This window comes from Neobacillus sp. PS2-9, assembly GCF_030915525.1.
GTDB lineage: Bacteria > Bacillota > Bacilli > Bacillales > Cytobacillaceae > Neobacillus.
In genome coordinates this window covers 2430086-2454970 of record NZ_CP133269.1, presented here as the reverse complement: position 1 = coordinate 2454970, position 24885 = coordinate 2430086, and the positions used below count along the sequence as shown (strand labels likewise).

Sequence of the window (24885 nt, the reverse complement as noted above, 5' to 3'; positions counted from 1 at the left end):
GCACCACCATTTTTAATCTCTTTTTTAGAAGGTTAGAGTGACATCGGCATCCTGAGCAAAAGTTAGGAATGTCACAGCTCCACCTACATCAATTCCTTCAATAAAATGCTCTTTTTCTAAGCTCATTACATCCATGGTCATTTGACACGCAATCATCTTGACACCCATTTCAGTGGCCGTTCCTACTAGTTCATGAACGGGAGGAACATTCGCTTTCTTGAAGCCTTCTTGAAAATGTTCCGTTCCAGCAGGCATCGGTAAATTTTTATAACCTTCTTTGTGTATAAGATTTAACCCCTCAAACGTAAAAAAAATACACACTTCTGCATCTGTTGCTGCTGCTGCCGTTGCGATATTAAACACTTTATATGCATCAAACATACCACCATTTGCTGCGATTATTTCTACCTTCTTTTTCGTTCCTCCTATTAGTGGCTTTTATTAATTGATCCAGTCCAGTCTTTCATACCGGGGACAACATTCTTTACATTATCAAACCCTTTTCCTGCTAGTTGTTGGGCAGCTAAATCACTGCGATTACCAGTACGGCAAACTATATGAAGACGATCTTCTTTATTTAGTTCCTCAAATCGGTTTTCTAAATCACCTAATGGTATATTAATCGCTCCTGGTATATGACCAAAGGCATACTCAGCTGGCTCTCGAACATCCAAAATAGTTACTGTTTCATTTCCCTCAAGCTTCTTTAACAAATCATCTAAGGAAACAACATCTGAATGCGTGGTCTCACTTTTTTCCTCTTCAGCACTGGCTTTTCGAAGGTAATGTTTAAGCATATCCCCTTCCTCAATTGTTCCAAGGTATTGGTTCCCAGTACTTGTTGCCCATGCTTTTAAATCAGCTGTTGACCCTTTATCCGTAGCTTGAATTTCTAATACCTGACCAGGTTCTAATGTAGCCATTTCTTTTTTAGTTTTTACAATAGGCATTGGACAAGCTAAACCCTTTGCATCTAAGACTTTATTGACATCCATTGAATCCCCTCCTTTCTTATTTATTATCTTTATCAATCACTTTTACATGCGTATATTGATTTTCCAAAAAGTTTTGCAACTGTGGGAGACAATCGAGTTCAATTTTGTCTAATTTGTGTACCTTTCTCAATATTCATTGCTTAATCTATTTACCTGATTTAGTATATGGATATAGAGTTTATATACCCTTTAGGGTATATAAAAGTTGTTCTGTTTGGTGATATATATCACAGAATAAATTTAATATTATCAGTAGTATACCCTTATAGGTATTTAATATTAAGGAGGAAATTGACATGGCTAAGAAAATTGCTATTATCGGTGGAGTAGCTGGAGGAGCAACTGCTGCAGCACGTTTAAGAAGATTAGATGAATCATCAACAATAGTTCTGTTTGAACGTGGAGAACATATCTCGTTTGCCAATTGCGGTCTGCCATATTATATTGGTGAAACCATTAAAGATCGGCAAAAGCTACTTGTCCAAACAGTGGAAGGAATGAGCAAGAAATTCAACTTAGATATCCGAAATTTAAGTGAGGTTGCTGGAATTAATCGTGACAAAAAAACCGTAACGGTTAAGAATTTAAAAACAAATGAAGTATACGAAGAAAGTTATGATACCTTGGTACTTTCACCTGGTGCGAAACCAATATTCCCACCAATAGAAGGAATAAATGATGCTACAAATATCTTTACACTAAGGAATATTCCTGATACTGATAAAATTAAAAACGCTGTTGACCAACAGCACCCACAAAAGACAGTTGTTGTTGGTGGTGGTTTTATTGGTCTTGAAATGGCAGAAAATCTTGCCGAACGAGGTATTGAAGTAACAGTAGTTGAAATGGCAAATCAGGTTATGGCTCCACTTGATTATGAAATGGCTTCAATAGTTCACGACCATTTACGTAACAAAGGAGTCATCTTGATTTTAGAAGATGGTGTAAAAGCATTTAAGGACCAAGGCAGCATAATTGAACTTACTAGTGGTACAAAATTAAACTCTGATTTAACTATTTTATCGATTGGTGTCAGACCAGAAAATCAACTTGCAATTAACGCTGGTTTAAATGTCGGAGACCGCGGTGGAATTCAGGTTAATGAATATTTACAAACAAATGATGAGAATATATTTGCCATTGGTGACGCCATTGAAGTAACTGATTATATCAACGGCAATGCTGCGATGATTCCACTTGCAGGACCTGCTAACCGTCAAGGACGAATTGTTGCCAATAACATCTATGGGAAAGCTGAAAAATATAAAGGAACTCTCGGAACATCAATTGCGAAAGTTTTTGATATTACCGTTGCTGCTACTGGTAATAATGAAAAACGGTTAAAGCAGTTAAATGTAGACTATCAAGCCATTCATATTCACCCAGCGTGTCATGCCAGCTACTACCCTGGTGCAGAATCTATTGCTTTAAAATTGTTGTTTGACCCAAGTAATGGAAAAATCTTAGGTGCACAAGCTGTCGGCAAAGATGGTGTGGATAAAAGGATAGATGTAATTGCAACTGCAATAAAAGGAAACCTAACTGCATTTGATTTAACCGAAGTAGAATTATCTTACGCACCACCATATTCATCTGCTAAGGACCCTGTAAATATGGCGGGATATGTGGCTTCCAATATTATCGATGGAGATGTTGCAGCGGTTCAATGGCATGAAGTTGATGAAATTGTCAAAAATGGCGGGTTACTTATTGATGTTCGTGAGCCAAATGAGAGAGAAAATGGATTTATCAATGGTTCAATTAACGTTCCACTAGGTGAGATTAGGGAAAAAATTCATACTTTCCCTAAAAATCAAACCATTTATGTATCTTGTCAGGTAGGATTAAGAGGCTATTTAGCAGCAAGAATTCTTACTGAGAATGGCTTTAAAGTCAAAAACGTAGATGGTGGTTGGAAAACTTATTCATCTGTAATCAATCAAAAAAAGAAGCTTGATGATACAGTATTGTAACAATTACTCTAAGTTATTTGCTTGAATTATTATAAAATAAACCTTGTAGGCAATATTGCATTGGGGGAATTACTAATGAAAAAATTTGTGACAGGAGCATTTACAGCCATTTTGCTACTTGGGTTAGGAACTGGGGTTATGGCAGCTAGTGATCAGATTGCATGTAAAGTCGGTGACTTTAAAGAAATGCTCCCATTTATGCAGCAAAAGCATCCAGAATTAAGTGAAAAGCAACTTAAGGAAATGCATAAGGATTGTGCTGCAAAAATGAAAAAAGAAACAAACACTGATTGTATGATTAACAATTAATTCACAAAATAAAAAAGCACATCCAAAGTGCTTTTTTATTTGTCTTTATGTAATTTATTACTTTAAAACATGGCTGTGTTAAAGAACATTGTTGATTTTTACCCCCTGTTGTTTGGAGCGGAAGGTGCGAAGACTCCTGTGGGAGTACGGTTCAGGGGAGACCCCGCAGGCGCAAGCGCCGAGGAGGCTCGCCGAAACGCCCACGGAAAGCGAAGCACCTGAGCGGAAATCAACAGGCAAGTTTAACAGAGCCTAAAACATTAAAAAGTAGGCTCCAAATAACACGGTAATAAAAATAATGAAGATACTAAGTGTTATGATATATTTTTTGGAAGCTGTAAAGGTTTGTTGATTAATAGTAGAAACTTTTTTCAAATAAACAATTGTCGCCATTAGAATAGTAACAATTCCTAGTCCTACAGAAGCGATCCCTATTAAGTTTGCTAAAAGATCGCCTATTGGGGAAAGACTAGACATCATATTAAAATGTAAATTAGTTACTAAAAAGCCGACACCTATTATAGCGATAGCGGTACGAATCCAGGCTAAATATGTCCGTTCATTTGCAAGATGCTGTTGAATATATTTTGAATCTACTGTCTGTCTAATTTCTTGCTCCCTTATTTCTTCCTTGCTCATTATATCCCTACTTTTCGTTTAATCCACACTTTGTAATAATTCAGTCATCATTTCTTTATCCATAGGACCTACAATCTTTTTCCGGATAACGCCTTTGGTATCAATAATATAACTGGTTGGAATAGTAACATCCTGATATGTTTGTCCAACTTGTCCTTCGCTATCAAGTACTATTGGGAAAGTTAAGCCATAATCTTTCACGAACGCCCCAATATTATCACTGCTTTTTTCTGAAGTAGTTAAATTCACAGCTAAAATTGTTACTTGATTGTTTTTTTGTTTCTCATAAAACTCCTGCATATGCGGCATTTCAGCTTTACATGGTGGACACCATGTGGCCCAGAAATTTAATATTACTTTCTTCCCTACCATATCAGAAAGCTTAACTTCTTGTCCATCCAAGGTTTTTAATCCAAAATTCGGCGCCTTATTCCCTTCCTGCAGCCCTATTTCTAGATTCTTTGATGTTGTTGCAGCTTCCTTCACCTCACTACTTTTTTCTGTTTTAATTGACAACGATAATGAGGTATCGTAAATTCCCCATCCAATTAGACCAATTAATGCAATTACAATCATTAAATTTTTCTTATTCAAAATCGCCACTCCTTTGGTATTAAAATAAAATAAAGAATGATAAGTGTGAAGGTACCTACTAGTAAATGGTATAAATCATTTTCATCTAAGGCAAATAAAAAAGTAAAATGATAACAGCTAAGAACGGTTAAACTGAAGATAAAAATAGTTTGTAAAATAAGTCTACTTGAAATTTCGGCTTTCATATTCTTATAAATAAAATACATAAAGGAAATGAGTGTCGCTATTACTAGCCCCTTAGTGCCTCCAGTAAAATAAAGGAATGAAAGAGGACTTTTTAAAATAAGCTTTGGTTCTAGTAAAATGAGACTCCCTTTCCAAGCTAAAATCATGATAAAAAGGCTATTTGTTAAGGTATCAAAGATTTTTTTATTATTTTCTTTTGTTTGTGTCCGTTGCAACCATAATTTAATAACCACTAGTCCTAATAGAATTGCTGAACCAAGAAGCACCCATTTCAGCATAATGGTTAGTGAACCTATTTGGATTACGTTCATGTATCAAGCCCCCACAACGATAATGATTTTGCCATCAAATCTTCCCCCACTATATCTCTTAAATATTCCCATTTAATTGTTAAGAATCTATTAAGAAAGGGATAATAAAAAGGAGGCTATTATTAGCCCCCAAAATAAATTATAAAATATCTATCCAAATTTTTACTGCAGTAGAAAAAATCAAGATTCCTAAGATTACTTGTAATACCTTTGTATTCATTTTTTTACCTAGTTTAACACCTAATGGTGAAGCAAGGAGACTTGCAACTACCATAATGAGAGATGGAATAATCTCTACCTGTCCTGTCGATATTTTACCAACAGTTGCCCCAATTGAAGAAATGAAAGTTATCGCTAAAGAAGAAGCAATGGTCATTCTTGTTGGAATTTTTAAAACAACAAGCATAATTGGGACTAATAAAAACGCCCCACCTGCTCCAACAATTCCTGCGCCAACCCCCACAATTAATGCAAGAGATGCTGCAAGCCACTTATTGAATTTCACTTGTTCCATAGAGATTTCATCGATTCCTTTTTTAGGAACAAACATCATTATCACTGCTAATAATGCTAGGACTCCATAAACGATATTAATTCCGCTTTCCGGTAGAAGTGTAGAACCAAATCCACCCACAAAGCTTCCAATTAAGATACTTATACCCATATATGCAATTAATGTTTTATTTAAGTATCCGCCTTTTCGGTATGCCCAGACACCGCTGATTGTCGCAAAGAATACCTGTATCGCAGTAATACCTGCTACATCGTGAGCTGTAAAATGTGCTACACCAAGAGAAGCTGGGATAAGCAATAGCATGGGGAAATTAATAATGGCGCCACCGATTCCTAACATTCCAGAAATAAATGAGCCTACAAAACCAATTAAGAATATGGTAATGACAAAATCGATACCCATTTTTTTACTCCTCCTAAAAAGGGAACCAGTAAGGTTCCCGCTATTTTTATCCCTTTTTAATCCAGAACTTTAATACACTGCCTTCTTCTTCATGATTTAATAATTCATGGCCCAATGATTTTGCCCATGCGGAAAGATCATTTTTTGCACCTTTATCAGTAGTATGAATTTCTAAAATTTGACCAGCCTCAAGTTCGTTAATTGCTTTTTTTGTCTTTACAATTGGCATAGGACATGCCAGACCTTTTGCATCTACTACCTTAGTTACTTCCATTTTATAATACCTCCCAGTTTTTTATTGTGTTGTTTCTAAGTTTCTTTTTATTTTTATCTTACTGCACAACGATTTGGTCCAATTTCCATTTCGCGTTGCTTTTCGACGTCAGGATTTATTTTTCCCATATTTGTTTCGCGAATCTCTTGATAAGCATTCGGCTGTGGTGGTAGGTTTTCGGTAACTAATTTCCTAAACTCATTTTCATCTGCGATATTTAAACCGTGATTCTTTGCAAATAAAGTACCAAGCTTTTCAGATACACTTCCGTCTGCATTTAATTCGTCAATGATCATAAAATGAGCAGGTAACACAATCAATTCTTCAGATAACTCTCTATAACGCTTATAAAGACTTTCTCTTAAATCTGCAACCCAATCCTCTGCCATACCTGCAAGATCTGGACGTCCAATTGAATCAATAAAAAGAATATCCCCAGAGAGTAAGAATTTTTCATCTACAACAAATGATGTAGAGCCGATAGTATGACCTGGAGAATACAATGCATGGATATTAATCGTTGTACCCCCAATTGTAACATCATTGCCACCTTCTAAAGGCTGATATTCGAATGTTACTTCTGTTGCATCTTTTGGAGGTAACCAATACATTGCATTTGTTTTCTCAGCAATCACACGACCACCAGAAATATGGTCTGCATGTAAATGTGTATCGAACACATGAGTAATTGTTGCATTAATACTATTAGCGAAATTAAGATAAATGTCAGTCATTCGTGTTGCGTCAATAATTGCAGCCTCACCTTTTGAAACGACCATGTATGATAGACAGCCTTTACCAATACGTACAAATTGATAAATCTCTCCGCCATCTTTTAGATCTCCGACCTTAACTGGCTCTAAGTGTTCACTCCAAGCTTTCATACCACCTTGAAGATAAGAAACTGTTAAACCTTCTTCTGAAAGCATCTCTGCTACCATTACAGAAGAACCTTCCTTAGCACATACCACTAATACCTCTTTATCAGTTGGGATTTTATTTAAGATTTCTTCTACTCCATCAAGCAATTCAAAATAAGGAATATTTAAATACTCAAAATTTTCCCCTTCAATTTTCCAATCTTGAAAATCACTTACGTTACGAACATCAAGAATAAAAAATGGTTCCTTATTAAATACCTTTTTAGTTACTTCTTTTGAAGTCATCGCGTTAACTGTCATGCTTGTTTTACCCCCTACGGTATATTAGTTTTCAAAAAAAATGGCTCTGTAAATTTTGCCTGTTGATTTACGCTCCAGACTCTTCAATCAACAGATTATAAAAATCAACAGTGTACTTTAACACAGCAAAAAAATAAATGATCATTTAGTGTGGGGCGATTAAGCCCCATTAAATTAACTGTTTAAGCTTGTTGTTTTACCAGTCCACTCACTCATACCTGGTACTACATTAAAGACCGTACTAAAGCCCTTTTCTGTTAATTTTTGTGCTGCAAAGTCACTTCGATTACCTGTTCGGCAGACAACAAAAATTTCAGCATCTTTGCTTAATTCATTTACTCTGTCATCCAATTCACCCAAAGGAATAGAAATTGCATTTGGAATATGATTAAACACATATTCTGCTGCTTCTCTTACATCGAGTACGACAATGTTTTCATTTGCGTCTAACTTTGCTGCAAGTTCAACATTTGAAGTGACATGCGGATGTTTTCTTTCGGCTGCTTCTTCGTTAGAAGAAGCTTTTCTAAGGTAGTGTTTAAGCACATCGCCTTCTTCAATTGTTCCTAAATATTGATGACCTGAACTTTGAGCCCAAGCCTTAATATCAGCTTTCGAACCTTTATCAGTTGCTAATACTTCTAACACTTGACCTGCTTCTAAACCATTCATAGCCTTCTTTGTCTTCACGATCGGCATTGGACATGCTAATCCTTTTGCATCTAAAACCAAATCAGTTTTTAATGTTGTCATGATTGACCTCCTGTAAATTACCCTAAAAGGTATAAATTTCATTGAGTTCTATTAATCTATTAAATAAACAAGTTTACATTGCCATTTTCAGCATCAGCTAAATACGCTGCTACACCTGCATATTCAATATTCTCTAAAAGTTCTTCTTGCTTTAGACCTAATAGATCCATCGTCATCGTACATGCGACTAACTTTACCTCTTGTTCTTGTGCCATTTCAATTAATTGTGGTAATGGCATTGCATTGTGTTTTTTCATAATGTCTTTAATCATTTTGGGTCCAAATCCTGCAAAATTCATTTTAGATAGTCCCATTTTATCTGCGCCTCTTGGCATCATCTTTGCAAACATCTTTTCAATAAAACCTTTTTTAACCATAATGTTTTCATCTTTACGCAAGGCATTTAATCCCCAAAATGTATGGAAAATAGTTACTTCATGGTCATAGGCAGCAGCTCCGTTTGCAATGATGTATGCCGCCATGGCTTTATCATAATCTCCACTAAACAATACAATTGTCGTCCTTTTCTTGTCCGTCAAAATAATTCCCCCTGATTATAGTTATTTTCACATATACCTGTACAGGTATTAAATTTACTAAAAAAAATTAACCTTTTTTAATCCAAAACTTTAGTACTTCTTGATCTTCTTCAAAATTTAAAAGCTCATGTCCACCGGATTTGGCCCAAGCAGAAAGATCATTCTTGGCACCTTTATCAGTAGTATGAATTTCTAATATTTGACCAGAGTTTAGTTCATTTATTGCTTTTTTTATTTTTACGATTGGCATTGGACATGCTAAACCTTTAGCATCTAAAATTTTATCTGCATTCATTTTTATAGTCTCCTTTGAGGTTGTTCTTCTTTTAAAAAATGTGAGGTCGTTTTTATTTCCACTATTACCCCTACGGGTATATTACTAAAGAAATATAAATGTGTCAACACTGTGAATTAATTTTATCTGCTCTTGACAAGTAAATTTACTGCATCTTTTATTAAGACATCTGTTTTCTCGCCATTTTTTTCGGCATCAAGCACACATTCCACTAAATTCGAGCTCACAATTACTCCAATTGTTCTGTCTACGGCTGAGCGCACTGCCGACAATTGAGTAATAACCGCACGACAATCTTTATCTTCTTCCATCATTTTCAAAATTCCTCTAAGCTGGCCTTCCATCCGTTTAATTCTATTTTTCATTTGATCGTTGTATTCCATTTGATACACCTCCATTTACCTATTGATAAGCTTATATGAAATGCTTATGGTTTTGAGCAATAATGATGTAATAGGAATTATATTATACCTACACGGGTATATTTGTCAATATTATGAACATCCTATTTGTTAATATTCATCTCGGAGAAAAAATAAATGTAGTGTAATTGAAGTAAAGTTTCTATAACAATAAAAGAGAAACAGTGTACTCTCTGCTTCTCTTTTTGTAAACCTATTTAACTAAGCTCATGATTGTTTCTGGGTCGAATCCTAATACCCATTGTCCATTAATTTCTGTTTGCGGAACACCTAACTGACCGGTTGTTTGGACTAGCTTGTTAGCAGCTGCTTGGTCCATTTGAAGCAAGGCCTTGTGTGATTAAGAAATTTTTTAACATGGTGCAATACGGACAAGTATTGGTTGTATAAACCGTAATTTGATTCATTGATATCTCTCCTTTATTAAAAAAATCTACTGAATGCTTTAATAATAAGGTAAATGCCTCCTACCAGGAGCCATACTAACGTTCCAGGTCATATAGGAATAGGTATTTTTCCTTTGTTCCCATCGTTCCCAGACGTATTAGATCTGTTAATACCTCAGGAACCTGATGTGGTGCAATCCACTTGTTTTTTTTGTTCGCCCTGCATAGTACAACCACCTTCCGATTAATGTGTATGATGAAGGGCGCAACGATTTGGCCCGATTGCTTACTCTTGTTGCTAATCAGCTGATGCACTATAACGATTACCCCATATGGTATTATTTTTCTTAAAAATTTTTGAGATTTCCCCTGTATATAATCGATGATTGGTTTAAAATTCAAATTCGCCTTCCCAAACCATCATTCCGCCGTCCATGTTGGTAACATCGAATCCGTAGCTTTCTAAGAACATGGTAGCTTGTGAGCTTCTTGCTCCTGAGCGACAAACAATAATATACTTTTGCTTTTTATCAAGATCTGGCATTTTAAACTCAACTAATCCTAAAGGAATGTTAACTGCGTTTGGAATTTTACCAGTAGCCACTTCTGCTACTTCACGAACATCAATAATATTTAACTTTTCACCATTTATTAATTTTTGTTCTACTTCTTTAGGTGTAATACGTTTCATCTGTCATTTCCTCCTAATTTTCAATTCCAGGCGCTCATGCCGCCCTTTACATTTGTAATTTGTTTAAAACCTAATTTTTTTAGAATTTTTGAAGCTTGTGAACTTCTCATTCCGCTTTGACAAATAACAATAACTTCTTTATCTTTTGCCAGTGTAGCTGCTTTATTAGATAATTGATCAAGTGGAATATTCTTAAATCCTTTAATATTCCGACCTTTAAACTCCATTGGTGTACGAACATCAATGTATTGTTTGTTCTTGTCACTAAGTTCATCTTTCAATTGACCGGTTGTTATATTGCGTACTCCTTTTACAGGAATAAGCCTCCAAGCAAAAAATCCAACCAATAAAATAATCATGATTATGGTGCTTGTACTCAAGTCCATTCATCTCCTTAATTTTACTCTCTACCTATCTTGAGAGGATTTATTTTTAAATACCGATAGGGGTATATTAATGAAGAAAAAAATTCATGTCAATACTTTTTATTTTCGACTTCTAACCAAAAGTTTAACAGCATCATTAACAAATTCATCTTTGTTGCCGGCATCGGATTGTTCCATTAAACAATACTTAAGGTTTTCACTCACAATGACTCCAACTGTATGGCTAATGGCAGAATAACAGCCGATAATTGGTTTATGACTTTTTCACTCTTCCATCATACGTAAGATACCTCTTATTTGGCCTTCGGTACGCTTCAACCTATTTTTTGTTTGCTTATCATACTCCATTTATTTTCACTCCTTTTTTCATCTAAAATCATAAAACCATGAATAGAAAATTGTCTTTTTCTTAAAAAACGAATGGCTAGATTCTTTTCAATTGAATCCGAAGCGATGATTAGAAGTTTCTTATTAGGTATTTCTTTGTAATATCGCTTTAAATAAGCATATGGGATGTTTATTGAATTTGGAATCACCTTTTTTGAAGATGTTTGATAGTCTCTTAAATCCAATAACAGCAGTTCCCCATGATCTGTAAAATTCTGCACAGATGAAATTCCAATGACAGGAACATATCTTTGATATATAGATAAAATAATTAACGCTCCAATAACAGACGAAATAACCATTGAATAACCTCCAAGATGTATAATACAAAAATAATTATATACCCATATGGGTATTTTGTAAAGCGGATTGTATTTCCAAGTTAAGGCTTCCGTTTTGAATTGCATTCCATAAAATACGTGCATAAATGACAGTTGTATTGGCATCTTTATTAGTATAAAAATACCTTATTTATATACAACCTCACTTATGAAACGGTTCTCCTTGGTTTATCTAAATGAGGTTTTTCTAAATTAGAGTAAAAAGTCTAGCACTCGTTAACTACATGCTAGACTCTTTGAATTTTTTCCAATGTTTTTTCACTATAAGAAAATAAAATAGGAAACTTTCCTGTGGGGATTGTGAATGGAGAAAGGCATAAACAAACTGGTGAACCCTATTAGCGATGTACCTCCTTTCTTAATTAGGTTTAGGAGACTAATCCAATATTTCTAGGTTAAAATTTCCAGTGATAGTAGTACTTTTAGGTAAAAACAATTTCACTTGGATTAGTTAGGATTTAATTTACAATTTTTTAGCCAATGAAGAACCAGGAACTAAAAAAAATTTAAATCATATATAGGTGATATCCCGTGCGAAATTTTTGAGGAGGAGATCATGAAACCTATGTTACCTATGGAAAAATATTTCGGTAAGTTAGAACTAGTCTATGTATTTTATGGGGCTATGCCCACAGGCGTTAGTGTATCAGAAACCGGTCGTATTTTCATTTGCTTTCCGAAATGGGGAGACGACGTTAAATTCACAGTTGCGGAGATTGTTGGGGATACTTTGCAGCCTTATCCTAGTTTAGAAACCAATTTGGGTAATCAAGGTAATATCATAATGTCTTTTATCAGTGTCCAAAGTGTTGTTGCTGATGGAAGGGGAACACTTTGGGTATTAGATACAGCAGCACCGAATTTTTCTGAACCTATTAAAGGAGGGGCAAAATTAGTCGCTGTTGATTTAAAAACCAATACAATAAGAAAAGTATATACCTTTACAGAAGATGTTGTCCTGCCAACAACTTATCTGAATGATGTCCGTTTTGATTTTCGTGTTGGAAAAGCGGGTTATGCATATATAACAGATTCATCTTCCAAAGGACCAGGAGCTATTATCGTTGTAGATCTTGAAAATGGAAACGCGTTTAGACGGCTAAATGGAGCAAATTCAACTTCACCCGACCCTTATTTTTTACCGAAAGTAGAAGGTGCAATTTTGATGAACCGAAACAAAGATGGCTCAACATCTCCATTTAGATTGGCGTCTGATGGTATAGCGATTTCTCCCGATGGAAAGATTTTATTTTATTGTCCACTTACCAGTCGGCATTTGTATTCGATCTCAACAGAAGCTCTAAGAGACAGAACGATACCTGAAATGGATTTACTTTATCAGGTGGAATACTGGGGAGAAAAAGGTGCGTCTGATGGAATGATCACTGGGGCAAAAGGAACCATTTATGCCGGAGACTATGAAAACAACAGTATTCGAAAGATATTGCCGAATGGCATAATGGAAACAATCGCTCATGATCCGAGAATTTTGTGGCCAGATACTTTTTCAATTGGGCCGGATCAATACTTATATGTCATTGTGAACCAATTACATCGGCAGGCAAGGTTTCATTATGGAAAAGACCTGCGACAGAAACCTTATAGTTTACTTCGTATGAAAATTGATGAATTCCCTGCTTCTACCTTTTCGTAATAAAAAATAGTTGAATAATTTTTACATTACGTCAGGTGAAGTTTAATCGGTTTTTATCCGGGAATTAGCTGACGATTCTACCTTCAATCTTAAAACTCATATATTTCCGACCATTTCACAAAAAAGTGGTTTTTAGGAACCGTTTTATTGGTCAATGTTAAACTGTTCCTAAAAATTTTCTATAGATTAGGTAAGTTTAATGCTGTATTAATATTATCAAGATCCAAATTGATTTGTTCGTTCATATCCCAAGCGTGGTACCATCCCTTTTCTATCATATAACTAGAAATTTGTTCATGCATATCAAGAGCTTCCACCAAGTGACGAGTTAGAATCTCTTTAACTTCAGGCGTTCCTGATTCGGTAACTGCAAACACATAATTTTCTAATTCCACTTTTAGCTGCATTTAATTAATCCATTGCAACCATTTGATCAGATAGTCCATCTATTCCAGTTAACGTTTCAACGATTGGATTCATATTCATTCATCTCCTAATTATTGCTTTGCATTGGATAAGATAGAAGCTAATTTTCATACAAGAGGTTTTGCTGCATCTGGAGTAAATCTTCCTAATACCTCTGTTGACATACACATTCAATCCCTTCTCTCTTGTCTATCCTCAAAATTTCTATAAAATGTCCAAAGGCATTTTTCTAGTCGGTTGCGGAAATACTTCATCAAGTCTATGTAAATCCTCTTTTGTTAATTCAATAATAGCAGCTTCCGCATTTGCTAGTACATGTTCTTCTTGAACAGCTTTTGGAATAGCTAGACAATTGTTAGAACGGATTGTCCAAGCGAGAGCGATTTGTAAGGGTTGTACAGCGTATTTTTTTGCAATCTCTAAAATGGTTGGATCCGTTAACAGTTGTCTTCTTAAAGAACCTCCTTGAGCTAGCGGGCTATATGCCATAATAGGCATGTGATGTTCTCGCTGCCATGGTAAGAGATCATACTCTATACCCCTTGAACCAAGATGATATAATACTTGATTAATCATACAATTTTTTCCGTTAGTGGTGTTCCATAACTCTTTCATATCATTGGAATCAAAATTGGAGACTCCCCACCTTACTATTTTTCCTTCCTTGCGTAGCTTTTCCATTCCTTCAATGGTTTCTGCTAATGGCACACGTCCTCGCCAGTGTAAAAGGTACAAATCAAGAAGATCGGTTCCCAGCCTTTTTAGACTGTTTTCACACGCTTTGGCAATCATATCTAATCCTGCATGATGAGGATACACCTTTGATACTAAAAAGACGTCACCTCTTCGTCCTTTAATTGCTTCACCTACTAAGCGTTCAGAATCGCCATCACCATACATTTCCGCCGTATCTATTAGTTTCATGCCTAATTCTATTCCGAGTTGTAAAGCTTTGATTTCCCTTTCTCTCATTTGAGGATTTTCTCCCATGTACCAAGTTCCTTGTCCTATTCTTGGCATAGAAGTTCCATCAGGCAATGTAACTACACGACTTTCAAGGGAATTTTTTATTTTTGTTAATTTATTTTCGTCCTGTACACTCATTAAAAATCAACACTTCCTTTTGTATCTTTTTATGTACCTAATAACAAAAAAGGCGGCAATACTCTTTTGCAGTATTGCCACCAGTAAATTACTTAATTCTTAACTTATTTCTATTTTAGTTAGAACCGCTGCTTGGCAGGGTGATAAGCTTCCGTTCAACATCCATTTAGGCCATTATACTAAGTGGGCTCCACCATCAATAAGAACAGCCGTACCAGTAGTAAAACCATTTTTAGCAAGGTATACATAGGTTTCAGCTATGTCTTCCGGCTTTGCAATCCGTCCAACAGGGAGCTGTTGTGCAATGCCGTTGAACAGTGCTTGCCTCTGATCATCTGGCATTCCAGCATAGATTGGAGTGTCTACAATTCCAGGTGAAACCACGTTTACCCTAATAGGGGCTAGGTCTACGGAAAGTCCTCGAACCAATCCTTCAATGGCTGAATTGATTGCCGCTAACGTAGTAGCGCCTTGAGGAGGACGAACGCCATATACACCAGAGGTTAAGGTGATTGAGCTCTCATTGTTTAAATATGGAAGTGCTGAACGGACGGTAATATATTGCCCCCAGAACTTACTATCAAACGCCTCTTTAGCACTTGCCACAGGCAATTCGCTAAAGTGCCCCATTGCGCCTTCTCCTGCTGTTACCACAAGGTGGTCAAATTTTCCAACCTTGCTGAAAAATTCTGCTACTTTTTCTTCGCTTCGAAAATCGATTTCATTTCCTTCTACATTGCCACCAAGAACTTGTTTTGCTTCATTTAATTTGGAAACAGAACGGCTGGCAATGATCACTTGAGCTGATTGATCGAGAAACGCTTTGGCAGTTGCTAAACCAATACCAGAAGTACCCCCTAAAACAACTACTCGTTTACCATTTAATGACATAGTAAAACCCCTTTCTTATTAAAACCTTTTTTGTATTGAAATTCATTGAGAAATATTAATTTCTAAAACGATACTATTGAGTACTTACGCTATTATTCAGCTAATAATTTTAAGGATTCACGATTAAAGGCAGGAATGTCATCCGGAAAACGGCTTGTTACAATATTATTGCTTACCACAACTTCTTCATCTTTGTAGTTAGCACCTGCATTTTTGAGATCATTCCTTATTGATTTGAAACCTGTTATGTCGACGCCTTTTAATAGGTCTGTATCAATTAATACTTGTGGGCCATGGCAAATGGCAAAAACAGGTTTACCTTCTTGTATAAATGCTTTTGCGAATTCACCAAAACGGTCGTCTTCACGTAATAAATCGGGAGAGAAGCCGCCAGGGATGAGTAAAGCATCAAAGTCTTGAGGATTAACTTCCCCAATTCCTTTATCTATTTTTACTGCTTCACCTTTTTTACCAGTAATATCTTTTCCAGCCTGTATGTCGATTGTGATCACTTGATGACCAGCATCTTTAAATGCTTGTGCTGGTTCTGTGAATTCTACATCTTCAAATAAGTCTGTTATTAGTGTAGCGATTTTTTGCTCATTATGATAAGCCCCCTTATAATTGTAAAAGCATCGTTGGTATTATTCTCATTTAACACAATAAATACAAGTAATCTACTGTGTTTAGTATATGATACTCCTAGATATATGAAGGTATAAAAACATTTAGTATCGCTCTGTCACGTGTTTAATGATGGTGATGCCCTTTGGAAGAATTCGTGATGTCAAATCCTGCTTGCGGCACATAGAAATACTTGATCCAAACCCCATCTAAAAACGGTTCCCTTTTATCAAGTAAAACATCAATGCCTTTGTCTGTTTTCACAATTTCATCATGGTCCGTGGGCGTATCAAGTTTTACTTCATAATGGGCATGGTCCCCATGGTCTAATGTAACGTAGACACGAACCATTTTCCCTTCAGCCTCTTCACTTTCCAACATTTGTTTCAGCACTTTAGCAGCATTTCGGTTAATTTTGCAGTTCATATAATTGTCTCCTATTCTAACAACTTTTATCTTTTTAATTAAGGAATCCTGTAAACAACCTCATAACCTGATTTCACGGTTTCATCCATATTCACTTCCCTAGAAAAATCAAAAAGGTTTCCTTGCTGATGTCCTCCTTTTTACCTTTCGCTTTTTGTAATTTCTGCCAGAAGCTCGTATGAATGCAGGCGAGCTTTGTGGTCGTAAACTTGGGCAATGGCCATGATTTCATCTGCCTGGCTCTCCTCCAAAAATGTATGCAGCTTGTCCTTTACCGTCTGCTGGCTGCCAACAATCGATGAGCCTAATTGCTGCTCGAGAGCCTTTAATTGGTAGCTGCTGGCCACTTCGGATATGTCATCTACCGGTGGTTGAAGCGGTGTAAGGTTGCCACTCATCAGATTCAAAAATTGCTGCTGTATTGTTGTAAAAAGGCGCTTTGCCTCTTTATCCGTTTGTGCTGTAATGATATTCAATGCCACCATCGCATACGGCTTATCGAGAACATTCGAAGGCTTAAACGCCTTGCGATAGATCTGTAGAGCACCCAGAGTGTTAAGTGGCGAGAAATGGGCGGCAAACGCGAATGGCAAACCCAGTTCTCCGGCCAGCTGCGCACTGAAGCCGCTTGAACCCAGCAGCCAGACTGGAATATTCAAACCTTCACCTGGAATCGCTTTTATAGGGTTCCCTTGTGCCAGGGATGGATCAAAGTAACCGCGGAGTTCCGCTAATTGCTCAGGAAAGTCATCTCCGGTACTTCCTAAGTCGCGTCTCAATGCACGAGCGGTCCCCTGATCTGTACCGGGTGCCCGCCCCAGACCAAGGTCAATTCGCCCAGGATATAATGATTCAAGAGTGCCAAACTGCTCAGCGATGACGAGCGGTGCGTGATTCGGCAGCATGATTCCTCCTGAACCAATCCTGATTTTTGATGTACCGGCAGCCACATGGGACATCACCACAGAAGTGGCGGAACTGGCGATAAACGGCATATTATGATGTTCTGCGAGCCAAAAACGGTTGTAACCAAGTTTTTCAGCAAGCTGTGCGAGTTCCAATGTATGGCGGAAAGAGTCAGCAGGAGTACTTCCGGCTGTTATCGGTGAAAGATCAAGCACCGAGAATGGAATTTCGTTTAGTTTATTTGCATGTTTAGACATAAGTTCATCTTCTTCCCTTATCTAATTTTTTTAAAAACTAATCTAATACTGGAATTTCATGAGTTGGAAAGTAAGGCAACACAAACTCTCCAAGCTCCTGGATGACTTCCTCGGGAGGGCGCTTTGAAAAATACAATACAAATGCCAGGTGATTGACACCAATGGATTGAAATTGATATAGAATTTCTAATAACTGTTTGCGCCCTACACGAAATCCTAACGGAATCGGAACAGGAAACAAATCGGTATTTTCCGATAAATCGATAAATAAAGTCTGAGTGAAAGGTTTAAACACTCCTGGGGCGTGAATTTTCGACAACTCGCGATACTCGTTAATCAATTGAGTTTGTTGTGGGATAATCCTCGGGTACTGGATCCAGCCGTCCCCATTCTGGGCGATCCATTCAATCGATTGATTGCTGAATCCTGTCACCATGGTCGGAATCGAAGAAAAAGGTTTGGGGATCATTCTCATATCCGTTCCATCGATGATGCCTAAATCGCTGTTGATTGTCGGATTGTCCTCCTTTAACAGCCGTTCAAGGAATGCATAATTCTTTTTAAACAGCCCTCCACTTTCGAGCTTGGATATTCCCAAAGCTGTGAAATCTTTATCCCGGTCTCCTGAAGCCACTCCCATGATCAGGCGTTCGGGAAACAACCGGTCAATAGATGATGCTTCCTTTGCCACTCGGACAGGATGGCGCAGCGGGAGGACCACACTCGCCGTCCCAAGTGCAATATCCTTGGTATGGGCCGCAAGATAGGTCAAATAAATCCATACATCATACATTTGACCATTATCATCAATATTCAAATTCTGAATCGTAACGTCCCGAAGCCACAATGCCGCGAAACCATGGTCTTCAATTTTGCGGGCAAGCGACAGCTGATTTTCCATAATCGGATATTTGGACATCCTTGCCGTCGGAATCGCGAAACCAAGTGTCATTTTATCCTGTTGGTACAACCTGTTAAATGCTCGATGCTGTAATAAACTCACTTCAATTCTCCTTAAATTTTTGTACCAATGTATTTTTCGAACTTTTTAATCGTCTCCTCATTACGGCGATAATACGTCCATTGTCCGATTCGCTTCATTTCAACCAGTCCGCTTTGCAGCAGAATCGATAAATACTGTGAAGTAGTGGATTGCGAAATCCCGGCCTTGCTTCGGATATCCCCTACGCAAACCCCGCCTTCAAATCCTTCATCAGCAATAATATGGGCTTGCGGTGAAAAATGACTGTGGGGATCTTTTAACATTTGAAGAATGCTCACCCTTGTCTGGTTCGACAATGCCTTAAAAATTTCAACGGCTTGTTCATCATTTAAGCGTTCCAATTCCTGCTTCAATGTCATTTGCCTCTTTCTATATCGATTATCACTATCCCAATGGAAGCTGGATAGATGATCTAAAGCATCATGCCAAATCGGTAATTCCCGATATTAATATATTAGCCATCTGGTCCTTCCAAATCAAATGATTTGTTTCGAAGGAGATACTGTGAAAAGCTCCCATCTTAAAAAAGACCACTAAAAAACCTGCAAATAACAGGTTTTTTCGACGGTTCCGCCACTCCATCTTTGAACTTATTCCATTATTTTTAGCTTATACACTTCTCTATTTGATACAAGGTCTGCAATATTGTTCCTGTATTCCTGATAATGAGCCGACTGAATATGGTATTCCAGCGCTTCCTCATCCTTCCACACTTCATATAAAACGAATGTTTGGTCTTCAGATTGGTGCAAGTCATACTTTATACAACCTGCCTCTTCCCTTGATGCCGCTTGTACCTTTTTGAGTTCTGATAATAGTTGCCCCTGCAGGCCTTCTTTTGGTTTTAATACAGCAGTAATTACAATATGCTCCATTTTCATCCCCCTAAATAATGAGTAGTTTGTCTTTCTTTTATAAAGTTTTTAAGGTGGCAGCGGAGTTTATGTCCCTCTCAGCATCGTGTAAAAAATATACCCTTTTAAATCTCTTATCCGCTTCAATTATGAAAGCTTTTAACTGTTTACTCTTAACTTTTTTAGTATGACCAAAAAGTTGAGGCTTTTTTTCGATTGATATTCAACTAAAAGACGACCTAGTAAAACTATATAAATATAGTAACACGGTTCATATTGAATCAGAGTTAATTTTTTGTGTATTTTTCTTACATTTGGATAGCCAAAAGCCTAGGGAATTAATTCCGTAGGCTTTTGATTATATGAAAATTCAGGGAGGAAATGTAGAATTAGCTTAATGCTTTTACTAAAGCTTCTCCAAATTCTTTAGCGCCATCTGGACCATCACCAGTGATAATATCATCATGAGCAACAACATGCTTTTCAACATATGTTACTTTATTCGATTTTAATTGGTCTTTTTGTACATCTACTGGATAGCAAGTTGCTTCTCTTCCAGTAAGTAAACCCTTTTTAGCCACAGTAACCGCAACTGCACAAATTCCTGTTACAAGAACTTTATTAGTATACGCTTGTTTCAAGTAGTCTTGTAATTCTTTATTTTCCCATAGATGATCGTTCATACCAGATCCACCAATAACAGATACAACATCATAGTCAGAAGCAAAAACGTCTGAGAAAATGACATCAGCAGTTGCTTTACCTTCATAATCCCCTATGATTTCACCTGTTTTTGTACTTGCAATTGTCACATCAATTCCGTTGCTTTCCAATTCCGCTTTTGGTTGAAATAATTCGTCTTCATTGAAACGTTCTGGTGGTATAATTAAAAGTGCTTTTTTACTCATTTGTAGTTCCTCCTCATTAATGAAAAAGATTTGCCGGTAAGACGACCATTTCATTCTACTGCTTGTTTTCTTCACTGTGAAGAATACACTTTTTTGTAAGGAGGTTACCGACAGGTTACAATTGATACGTATAAGGAGGTAAGAATTTATGCCAGATACATTTAGAGATGAAGTTAAAGAAAAGATCATAAATGGTGATTATAATTGTGAAAAAGAACTTACCTTATCAATTATAAGTGGCAAATAGAAAATTGTTATTTTATGGCATTTGGGGGTAGAAGGACCACAGCGATTCAGTGATCTCCAAAGGCTTTTTCCAAAAATATCTCATAAAATATTAACGAATCAATTAAGAGAACTGATGGAAGATGGAATAGTTCATCGCGAGGTTTATCCAGAAGTTCCACCGAAAGTGGAATATTCCATGACTGAATTGGGGATGACTTTACTTCCTATCGTTGAAATGATGTATGAATGGGGAAAAAATCGGATAGCAGAAATCATAAAAGAAATGGATATTTCGGAATTAAACAATTAAGCATAAGCTTACATTTACAATGTTGCTTTACAAAACCTATTAGAAAAGAAGCACCTTCACTTAACTGTACGGGGCAGATCAAAGGAAGGTGCTTTTTTTCTACCCATCATTAAAAATTAAAATGTTCGAAGGGTCCAACACTACTAAACCAAGGCATTTTTAATCCATTTTATTAATCATTTTTGGTAACTTCCTTTATTATTTCAGTTGCAACCGTAACCATGACTGGATTCCCACACTTCCTATCACCTCCTTTAATTACTTTTATTAACTATTACAATCTTTGCTGATAACCTTCTCCCATCTTATAGACAAACTAAAAAGAGTGGATTATTGGTTTCTGCTTCTAAGGCAATTCCAATAACCCACTCTGATTCTGAATTATATATATATATGTGAAATGAAACTGGGTTCGGTAATATTTGCAACACATCCTCTGAAATGAGTTTCTCGTCTAGTTCCTCGTGATATAGCAGTACCGTTTCCTCGCCTATCTCATTTGATTCAACTGCTACACCAAATTTTTCTCCCATAAAATCTATTAATTGCTCTATACCAAACATAGCGTGACTCCTTTCGAATAATAATATTATTGGTTCACATTATGACATCGTCATACGGTACTAATTTCCACTGATGCTTCAGGGCAGGATAGAGAGGATGGAAACCTTTCCGACCAAAATTCGCTTCTATTTGAAAAATGTTTGCTTTCTTGTCTAGCAATATAGCTAAAATCGTGTTTAACCGTTCAACTGCTTTCTTGTTTATCTCTGCTCCTTTTCCAACCGCAATAATGACATCATCTACTCTTGCGATAGCTTCTTGAATACATTTCAAATTTTCAATAACAGACTCTTTCTTTTCATCTCCTTTAATAGATGGAAATAGATTTACAATATCTACAACAACGTATTCCAATTTAGAAAGGTTATTAATGACATACATCGTTGTTTGGTCTTGCATAATTTCATCTGCCTGACCCGCTTTTTTCTTTTTCCTGTCCCACTCTTTCCTAATAAGATACTTGTTTTTCATTTCATCATCATAAGTGACTTCTGTTTTTATCGTGCTTTTTGTTGTTCTCACTGTTTTTTTACCCCTTTTAGATTACACTTTGCTCTTTCAACGAAGTGAAGGTATCATCGCCAACGATTATATGGTCAATTACATCTATGCCAATAATTTTACCTGCTTCAACTAATCTTTTCGTGACTTCAACATCTTCCTTGCTTTGTTCCGCCTTTCCAGAGGAGTGATTATGATCAACAAGGATTGAAGCTGCATTTGACAATATTGCCGATTTCATTACTTACCTAGGATGGACAATACTAGCGTTTAGGCTGCCAATATGGCAAATATTAATGGAGACTGGCTGGTTCTTTGTATCAAGGGATAAAACAATTCAATGCTCACGGTCTTTGTCTGCTAAGAACAACTTCATTAGTTGATAACCAACTTCAGGCGACCTAACAGAACGCTCCTTATATAGAAGGCTAGACTCCTTAACAAGCTTTACTGATACGGTATTTACTCTTTTAGCAGCTGATTTTTTCATATGACATCTCTCCTTTAGCAAATTAAAAGAGGATGCCCCTACGTCCTTTTGACGTGAGAACACCCTCTAATAAACTCATAACTAAAATATATATTTACATCTACTTTCATTACGCACATCAGCTAATTTTCGGGCTACTGGAGTATACGTCCTCATCTGTATTGTATGTTAGTGCAAAGACCATATCGGATAACCATTTCTTAAAGGAATCATTAGCATTATACTGCTTAAATACTTCCATGTTATCAGACATTAGATTAAAAAAAGGAATCCAGCCGTCCGTTGTTTTTAAGGTAACGACTGATTTTCCATCGGTTAAAGCTGGATAAATTGCCACCAATCAACCCTCAAGATTTTCATTATATAAAAATGGTACGGCCGTTCCAAGATAAGGAATACCAAAAATATCCCTATTAATAAACTCTGAGAACTTTTGCTTCGTCACCATTGCTTTATGGATAATGGTTCCTTCCTTTATAGGATCTCCGGCGCTAATTTTCAAATCAATTCGTTTACTTGGCCGATAGTAGATATATTCTTTTGTATTAGAAACAGCAATCGAAATTTCATCCGAAAATAATTCACCAATGACGTCCAGCAGTGAACTTAAGGTTATATCTTCCATACTATTAACACCTCATTCACATCTATATTAACACTAAATTTCAGTGATGCTTAGAAACTATAGGCTAATAGTAATTATTTTAAGCCATTACTAATAACGAGTATACTAATAAGGAAAGGATGTGTTCATCATGAATACAATGAAGGCGGTAGGATTAACTCGTTACCTTCCAATTGACAATCCCCAAAGCCTGGTGGACGTAGTTGTAGAAAAACCAAAAGCAACGGGTCGTGACATTTTGGTCAAAGTTGCGGCCATATCGGTCAATCCTGTTGATACAAAGGTACGAGCTCCTAAAGAAAGAGTTGAGGAAGTTCCTAAAATTCTAGGTTGGGATGTAGCAGGAGTCGTCGAAGAGACAGGACCGGACTGTTCATTGTTTCGTCCGGGAGATGAAGTTTTTTATGCTGGCAGTATTGCACGACAAGGCGGAAACAGTGAATACCATCTAGTCGATGAACGAATCGTTGGGCGCAAACCTGTTTCCTTAAGTTTTGTGGAAGCCGCAGCTCTTCCCCTAACCTCCATTACAGCTTGGGAAGCGTTATTTACCCGAATGTCTATTTCCCAAGATCCGGGCCCTAACAAAGGAAAGCCTCTGCTGATCATTGGTGCAGCCGGGGGTGTAGGTTCCATTGCCACTCAGCTTGCAAAACAAGCTGGGCTTACTGTAATCGGGACTGCTTCCCGATCGGAAACTGTTAGCTGGGTTAAATCAATGGGCGCGGACTATACCATTAATCACCATGACCCGCTCCTTCCACAACTTCAAGCAATTGGATTTACAAACGTTCCGTACATTTTTTGCCTGAATGCTTTGGAAAAACACTGGGCCGGTATTAGCGAAGCTATTTCTCCGCAAGGAGTTGTGTGCGCAATTGATGATCCAACCTCTCCGCTGGACCTCAAATTGCTTAAGCAAAAAAGCGTCACCTTCGTGTGGGAGTTTATGTTTACTCGCCCTGTTTACGAAACAGATGATATGATTGAGCAGCATCTATTGCTTAATCGTATTGCTGATGCTGTGGACCATCAAAAATTAAAGACAACACTGGCCGAAGTCCTTGGACCGATCTCAGCAGAAAATCTCCGTCAAGCCCACAAATTTTTGGAGAGCAATAGGACGATTGGTAAAATTGTACTAGAAGGTTTTGTTTAAAAACCTGTTTGCAGAGAGTATAAAAAACAATGAGGTTTCCCGATATATCGGTGATTCGATAATTGCAATTGGATATAAATATAAAGCCGACTGCTGATCGCAGCCGGCTTTAATTACACAAAGAAACTTTCTTTTACTTATGATATAGTTCTTCGTAATCTAAATGAGGTTTTCTATATTTATCTGGCTCACTTATGGCCCAATTTTTTCATTTTTATTTACTGGACTTTTTACATTAACATAGGGGTTTTGAAAGCTGAACTAAAAAATGATGAATCAAGGGCCTTATTAGAAAATAACCAAATCATTTCCAAAACTGCATAATCCAAAAGGCTGGCTAAAAGAAATTTCTGTTTTTTAGTCAGCCTTTTTGCTTT

General features: G+C 36.9%; 32 protein-coding genes and 5 pseudogenes. 5 read left to right on the top strand and 32 right to left on the bottom strand.

Going from position 1 to position 24885, the window contains the following annotated elements; all coding sequences use genetic code 11:
• Nucleotides 1–24 precede the first annotated feature (24 nt).
• On the bottom strand, nt 25–429 hold the full coding sequence (locus RCG25_RS12430) for a DsrE/DsrF/DrsH-like family protein (RefSeq protein ID WP_308084169.1): 405 nt from the start codon (nt 427–429) through the stop codon (nt 25–27).
• On the bottom strand, nt 429–995 hold the full coding sequence (locus RCG25_RS12425; RefSeq protein WP_308083946.1) for a sulfurtransferase TusA family protein: 567 nt from the start codon (nt 993–995) through the stop codon (nt 429–431). The genes RCG25_RS12430 and RCG25_RS12425 overlap by 1 nt, the downstream gene beginning before the upstream one ends.
• A 296-nt stretch (nt 996–1291) precedes the next feature.
• On the opposite strand from RCG25_RS12425, the gene RCG25_RS12420 reads away from it, so the two are divergent.
• Both RCG25_RS12420 and RCG25_RS12415 read left to right on the top strand, forming a co-directional pair.
• Entirely contained in the window at nt 1292–2968 is a 1677-nt protein-coding gene (locus tag RCG25_RS12420; RefSeq protein WP_308083945.1) for a CoA-disulfide reductase, read from the top strand.
• 75 nt (nt 2969–3043) lie between these two features.
• Nucleotides 3044–3277: a hypothetical protein gene (locus RCG25_RS12415; RefSeq protein ID WP_308083944.1), complete on the top strand. Its 234-nt coding sequence runs from the start codon at nt 3044–3046 to the stop codon at nt 3275–3277.
• Nucleotides 3278–3529: 252 nt separating this feature from the next.
• Here the strand turns inward: RCG25_RS12415 and RCG25_RS12410 are convergent, their stop codons facing one another.
• From RCG25_RS12410 to RCG25_RS12335, 16 genes and pseudogenes are all read right to left on the bottom strand, one after another.
• Nucleotides 3530–3916 (bottom strand): YidH family protein, encoded by a 387-nt coding sequence (locus RCG25_RS12410; RefSeq protein WP_308083943.1) that lies wholly within the window; start codon nt 3914–3916, stop codon nt 3530–3532.
• Nucleotides 3917–3934: 18 nt separating this feature from the next.
• Nucleotides 3935–4519, bottom strand: a complete 585-nt coding sequence (locus RCG25_RS12405) for a redoxin domain-containing protein (protein ID WP_308083942.1) — start codon at nt 4517–4519, stop codon at nt 3935–3937.
• A complete protein-coding gene (locus RCG25_RS12400) occupies nt 4507–5007 on the bottom strand; it encodes a hypothetical protein (RefSeq protein ID WP_308083941.1) in 501 nt (166 codons plus the stop codon). The genes RCG25_RS12405 and RCG25_RS12400 overlap by 13 nt, the downstream gene beginning before the upstream one ends.
• A gap of 139 nt (nt 5008–5146) precedes the next feature.
• Nucleotides 5147–5923, bottom strand: coding sequence for a sulfite exporter TauE/SafE family protein (locus RCG25_RS12395; RefSeq protein WP_308083940.1), 777 nt, complete (start codon nt 5921–5923; stop codon nt 5147–5149).
• A 46-nt stretch (nt 5924–5969) separates the two neighbouring features.
• Entirely contained in the window at nt 5970–6197 is a 228-nt protein-coding gene (locus RCG25_RS12390) for a sulfurtransferase TusA family protein (RefSeq protein WP_308083939.1), read from the bottom strand.
• Nucleotides 6198–6250: 53 nt separating this feature from the next.
• Complete coding sequence (locus tag RCG25_RS12385; RefSeq protein ID WP_308083938.1) at nt 6251–7378, bottom strand: MBL fold metallo-hydrolase; 1128 nt, start codon at nt 7376–7378, stop codon at nt 6251–6253.
• A 174-nt stretch (nt 7379–7552) separates the two neighbouring features.
• Entirely contained in the window at nt 7553–8131 is a 579-nt protein-coding gene (locus tag RCG25_RS12380) for a sulfurtransferase TusA family protein (protein WP_308083937.1), read from the bottom strand.
• A 59-nt stretch (nt 8132–8190) separates the two neighbouring features.
• Complete coding sequence (locus RCG25_RS12375) at nt 8191–8670, bottom strand: DsrE/DsrF/DrsH-like family protein (RefSeq protein ID WP_308083936.1); 480 nt, start codon at nt 8668–8670, stop codon at nt 8191–8193.
• 67 nt (nt 8671–8737) lie between these two features.
• Nucleotides 8738–8965, bottom strand: a complete 228-nt coding sequence (locus RCG25_RS12370) for a sulfurtransferase TusA family protein (RefSeq protein ID WP_308083935.1) — start codon at nt 8963–8965, stop codon at nt 8738–8740.
• 122 nt (nt 8966–9087) lie between these two features.
• Nucleotides 9088–9348, bottom strand: a complete 261-nt coding sequence (locus RCG25_RS12365) for a metal-sensitive transcriptional regulator (protein ID WP_308083934.1) — start codon at nt 9346–9348, stop codon at nt 9088–9090.
• Between the two features lie 232 nt (nt 9349–9580).
• Nucleotides 9581–9794 (bottom strand): annotated as a pseudogene (locus RCG25_RS12360) (glutaredoxin family protein).
• A gap of 75 nt (nt 9795–9869) precedes the next feature.
• Nucleotides 9870–10175, bottom strand: coding sequence for a hypothetical protein (locus RCG25_RS12355; protein ID WP_308083933.1), 306 nt, complete (start codon nt 10173–10175; stop codon nt 9870–9872).
• Entirely contained in the window at nt 10165–10464 is a 300-nt protein-coding gene (locus tag RCG25_RS12350) for a rhodanese-like domain-containing protein (protein WP_308083932.1), read from the bottom strand. The genes RCG25_RS12355 and RCG25_RS12350 overlap by 11 nt, the downstream gene beginning before the upstream one ends.
• Nucleotides 10465–10484: 20 nt before the next feature.
• Nucleotides 10485–10850 (bottom strand): rhodanese-like domain-containing protein, encoded by a 366-nt coding sequence (locus RCG25_RS12345; RefSeq protein ID WP_308083931.1) that lies wholly within the window; start codon nt 10848–10850, stop codon nt 10485–10487.
• A gap of 264 nt (nt 10851–11114) precedes the next feature.
• The gene (locus tag RCG25_RS26085; RefSeq protein WP_374121078.1) at nt 11115–11198 is read right to left on the bottom strand and encodes a metal-sensing transcriptional repressor; all 84 of its coding nucleotides are present in this window, start codon (nt 11196–11198) and stop codon (nt 11115–11117) included.
• Entirely contained in the window at nt 11165–11539 is a 375-nt protein-coding gene (locus RCG25_RS12335) for a sulfurtransferase (RefSeq protein WP_308083930.1), read from the bottom strand. Before RCG25_RS12335 ends, RCG25_RS26085 begins: the two co-directional genes overlap by 34 nt.
• Nucleotides 11540–12134: 595 nt before the next feature.
• On the opposite strand from RCG25_RS12335, the gene RCG25_RS12330 reads away from it, so the two are divergent.
• On the top strand, nt 12135–13232 hold the full coding sequence (locus RCG25_RS12330) for an L-dopachrome tautomerase-related protein (protein ID WP_308083929.1): 1098 nt from the start codon (nt 12135–12137) through the stop codon (nt 13230–13232).
• Between the two features lie 179 nt (nt 13233–13411).
• Here the strand turns inward: RCG25_RS12330 and RCG25_RS12325 are convergent.
• The 10 genes and pseudogenes from RCG25_RS12325 to RCG25_RS12280 form a co-directional block, all read right to left on the bottom strand.
• A pseudogene (locus RCG25_RS12325) lies at nt 13412–13712 on the bottom strand (spore coat protein).
• Between the two features lie 150 nt (nt 13713–13862).
• On the bottom strand, nt 13863–14762 hold the full coding sequence (locus RCG25_RS12320) for an aldo/keto reductase (protein ID WP_308083928.1): 900 nt from the start codon (nt 14760–14762) through the stop codon (nt 13863–13865).
• 174 nt (nt 14763–14936) lie between these two features.
• Complete coding sequence (locus RCG25_RS12315) at nt 14937–15653, bottom strand: SDR family oxidoreductase (protein ID WP_251455834.1); 717 nt, start codon at nt 15651–15653, stop codon at nt 14937–14939.
• Between the two features lie 92 nt (nt 15654–15745).
• Complete coding sequence (locus RCG25_RS12310; protein ID WP_308084168.1) at nt 15746–16246, bottom strand: cysteine protease YraA; 501 nt, start codon at nt 16244–16246, stop codon at nt 15746–15748.
• Nucleotides 16247–16403: 157 nt separating this feature from the next.
• Complete coding sequence (locus RCG25_RS12305; RefSeq protein WP_192654929.1) at nt 16404–16703, bottom strand: iron-sulfur cluster assembly accessory protein; 300 nt, start codon at nt 16701–16703, stop codon at nt 16404–16406.
• Between the two features lie 140 nt (nt 16704–16843).
• Complete coding sequence (locus tag RCG25_RS12300) at nt 16844–17866, bottom strand: LLM class flavin-dependent oxidoreductase (RefSeq protein WP_308083927.1); 1023 nt, start codon at nt 17864–17866, stop codon at nt 16844–16846.
• Between the two features lie 37 nt (nt 17867–17903).
• Complete coding sequence (locus tag RCG25_RS12295) at nt 17904–18869, bottom strand: TIGR03571 family LLM class oxidoreductase (protein WP_308083926.1); 966 nt, start codon at nt 18867–18869, stop codon at nt 17904–17906.
• A gap of 11 nt (nt 18870–18880) precedes the next feature.
• On the bottom strand, nt 18881–19228 hold the full coding sequence (locus tag RCG25_RS12290; protein WP_308083925.1) for an ArsR/SmtB family transcription factor: 348 nt from the start codon (nt 19226–19228) through the stop codon (nt 18881–18883).
• A 231-nt stretch (nt 19229–19459) separates the two neighbouring features.
• Nucleotides 19460–19744, bottom strand: a complete 285-nt coding sequence (locus RCG25_RS12285; RefSeq protein WP_308083924.1) for a putative quinol monooxygenase — start codon at nt 19742–19744, stop codon at nt 19460–19462.
• A gap of 368 nt (nt 19745–20112) precedes the next feature.
• Nucleotides 20113–20631: a DJ-1/PfpI family protein gene (locus RCG25_RS12280; protein WP_308083923.1), complete on the bottom strand. Its 519-nt coding sequence runs from the start codon at nt 20629–20631 to the stop codon at nt 20113–20115.
• Nucleotides 20632–20779: 148 nt separating this feature from the next.
• Between RCG25_RS12280 and RCG25_RS12275 the strand changes: the two are divergent.
• Nucleotides 20780–21169, top strand: a pseudogene (locus tag RCG25_RS12275) (winged helix-turn-helix transcriptional regulator).
• Between the two features lie 305 nt (nt 21170–21474).
• On the opposite strand, the gene RCG25_RS12270 reads toward RCG25_RS12275, so the two are convergent.
• From RCG25_RS12270 to RCG25_RS12255, 4 genes and pseudogenes are all read right to left on the bottom strand, one after another.
• A complete protein-coding gene (locus RCG25_RS12270) occupies nt 21475–21732 on the bottom strand; it encodes a hypothetical protein (protein WP_308083922.1) in 258 nt (85 codons plus the stop codon).
• A 34-nt stretch (nt 21733–21766) separates the two neighbouring features.
• Nucleotides 21767–22255 carry a DUF1643 domain-containing protein gene (locus RCG25_RS12265; protein WP_308083921.1) on the bottom strand — a complete coding sequence of 163 codons (489 nt, stop codon included), beginning with the start codon at nt 22253–22255 and terminating at the stop codon, nt 21767–21769.
• A 16-nt stretch (nt 22256–22271) separates the two neighbouring features.
• A pseudogene (locus RCG25_RS12260) lies at nt 22272–22724 on the bottom strand (JAB domain-containing protein).
• Between the two features lie 265 nt (nt 22725–22989).
• Nucleotides 22990–23349, bottom strand: a pseudogene (locus RCG25_RS12255) (LytTR family transcriptional regulator); the annotation flags it as partial.
• Nucleotides 23350–23479: 130 nt separating this feature from the next.
• Between RCG25_RS12255 and RCG25_RS12250 the strand changes: the two are divergent.
• Nucleotides 23480–24508: a zinc-binding alcohol dehydrogenase family protein gene (locus tag RCG25_RS12250; RefSeq protein ID WP_308083920.1), complete on the top strand. Its 1029-nt coding sequence runs from the start codon at nt 23480–23482 to the stop codon at nt 24506–24508.
• Nucleotides 24509–24885: the final 377 nt, after the last annotated feature.

Coding starts and splice junctions, on each gene's coding strand:
- RCG25_RS12345 (WP_308083931.1), bottom strand. CDS start 10,850: ATGGACTTGAGTACAAGCACCATAATCATGATTATTTTATTGGTTGGA.
- RCG25_RS12410 (WP_308083943.1), bottom strand. CDS start 3,916: ATGAGCAAGGAAGAAATAAGGGAGCAAGAAATTAGACAGACAGTAGAT.
- RCG25_RS12320 (WP_308083928.1), bottom strand. CDS start 14,762: ATGAGTGTACAGGACGAAAATAAATTAACAAAAATAAAAAATTCCCTT.
- RCG25_RS12395 (WP_308083940.1), bottom strand. CDS start 5,923: ATGGGTATCGATTTTGTCATTACCATATTCTTAATTGGTTTTGTAGGC.
- RCG25_RS12250 (WP_308083920.1), top strand. CDS start 23,480: ATGAATACAATGAAGGCGGTAGGATTAACTCGTTACCTTCCAATTGAC.
- RCG25_RS12335 (WP_308083930.1), bottom strand. CDS start 11,539: ATGGTTATTTCGTCTGTTATTGGAGCGTTAATTATTTTATCTATATAT.
- RCG25_RS12280 (WP_308083923.1), bottom strand. CDS start 20,631: ATGAGTAAAAAAGCACTTTTAATTATACCACCAGAACGTTTCAATGAA.
- RCG25_RS12365 (WP_308083934.1), bottom strand. CDS start 9,348: ATGGAATACAACGATCAAATGAAAAATAGAATTAAACGGATGGAAGGC.
- RCG25_RS12330 (WP_308083929.1), top strand. CDS start 12,135: ATGAAACCTATGTTACCTATGGAAAAATATTTCGGTAAGTTAGAACTA.
- RCG25_RS12270 (WP_308083922.1), bottom strand. CDS start 21,732: ATGTTTGGTATAGAGCAATTAATAGATTTTATGGGAGAAAAATTTGGT.
- RCG25_RS12380 (WP_308083937.1), bottom strand. CDS start 8,131: ATGACAACATTAAAAACTGATTTGGTTTTAGATGCAAAAGGATTAGCA.
- RCG25_RS12425 (WP_308083946.1), bottom strand. CDS start 995: ATGGATGTCAATAAAGTCTTAGATGCAAAGGGTTTAGCTTGTCCAATG.
- RCG25_RS26085 (WP_374121078.1), bottom strand. CDS start 11,198: ATGGAGTATGATAAGCAAACAAAAAATAGGTTGAAGCGTACCGAAGGC.
- RCG25_RS12300 (WP_308083927.1), bottom strand. CDS start 17,866: ATGTCTAAACATGCAAATAAACTAAACGAAATTCCATTCTCGGTGCTT.
- RCG25_RS12420 (WP_308083945.1), top strand. CDS start 1,292: ATGGCTAAGAAAATTGCTATTATCGGTGGAGTAGCTGGAGGAGCAACT.
- RCG25_RS12415 (WP_308083944.1), top strand. CDS start 3,044: ATGAAAAAATTTGTGACAGGAGCATTTACAGCCATTTTGCTACTTGGG.
- RCG25_RS12400 (WP_308083941.1), bottom strand. CDS start 5,007: ATGAACGTAATCCAAATAGGTTCACTAACCATTATGCTGAAATGGGTG.
- RCG25_RS12290 (WP_308083925.1), bottom strand. CDS start 19,228: ATGACATTGAAGCAGGAATTGGAACGCTTAAATGATGAACAAGCCGTT.
- RCG25_RS12390 (WP_308083939.1), bottom strand. CDS start 6,197: ATGGAAGTAACTAAGGTAGTAGATGCAAAAGGTCTGGCATGTCCTATG.
- RCG25_RS12305 (WP_192654929.1), bottom strand. CDS start 16,703: ATGAACTGCAAAATTAACCGAAATGCTGCTAAAGTGCTGAAACAAATG.
- RCG25_RS12370 (WP_308083935.1), bottom strand. CDS start 8,965: ATGAATGCAGATAAAATTTTAGATGCTAAAGGTTTAGCATGTCCAATG.
- RCG25_RS12315 (WP_251455834.1), bottom strand. CDS start 15,653: ATGTCATTAAATGGTAAACGAGTAGTTGTTTTAGGGGGTACTTCTGGT.
- RCG25_RS12285 (WP_308083924.1), bottom strand. CDS start 19,744: ATGGAGCATATTGTAATTACTGCTGTATTAAAACCAAAAGAAGGCCTG.
- RCG25_RS12350 (WP_308083932.1), bottom strand. CDS start 10,464: ATGAAACGTATTACACCTAAAGAAGTAGAACAAAAATTAATAAATGGT.
- RCG25_RS12385 (WP_308083938.1), bottom strand. CDS start 7,378: ATGACAGTTAACGCGATGACTTCAAAAGAAGTAACTAAAAAGGTATTT.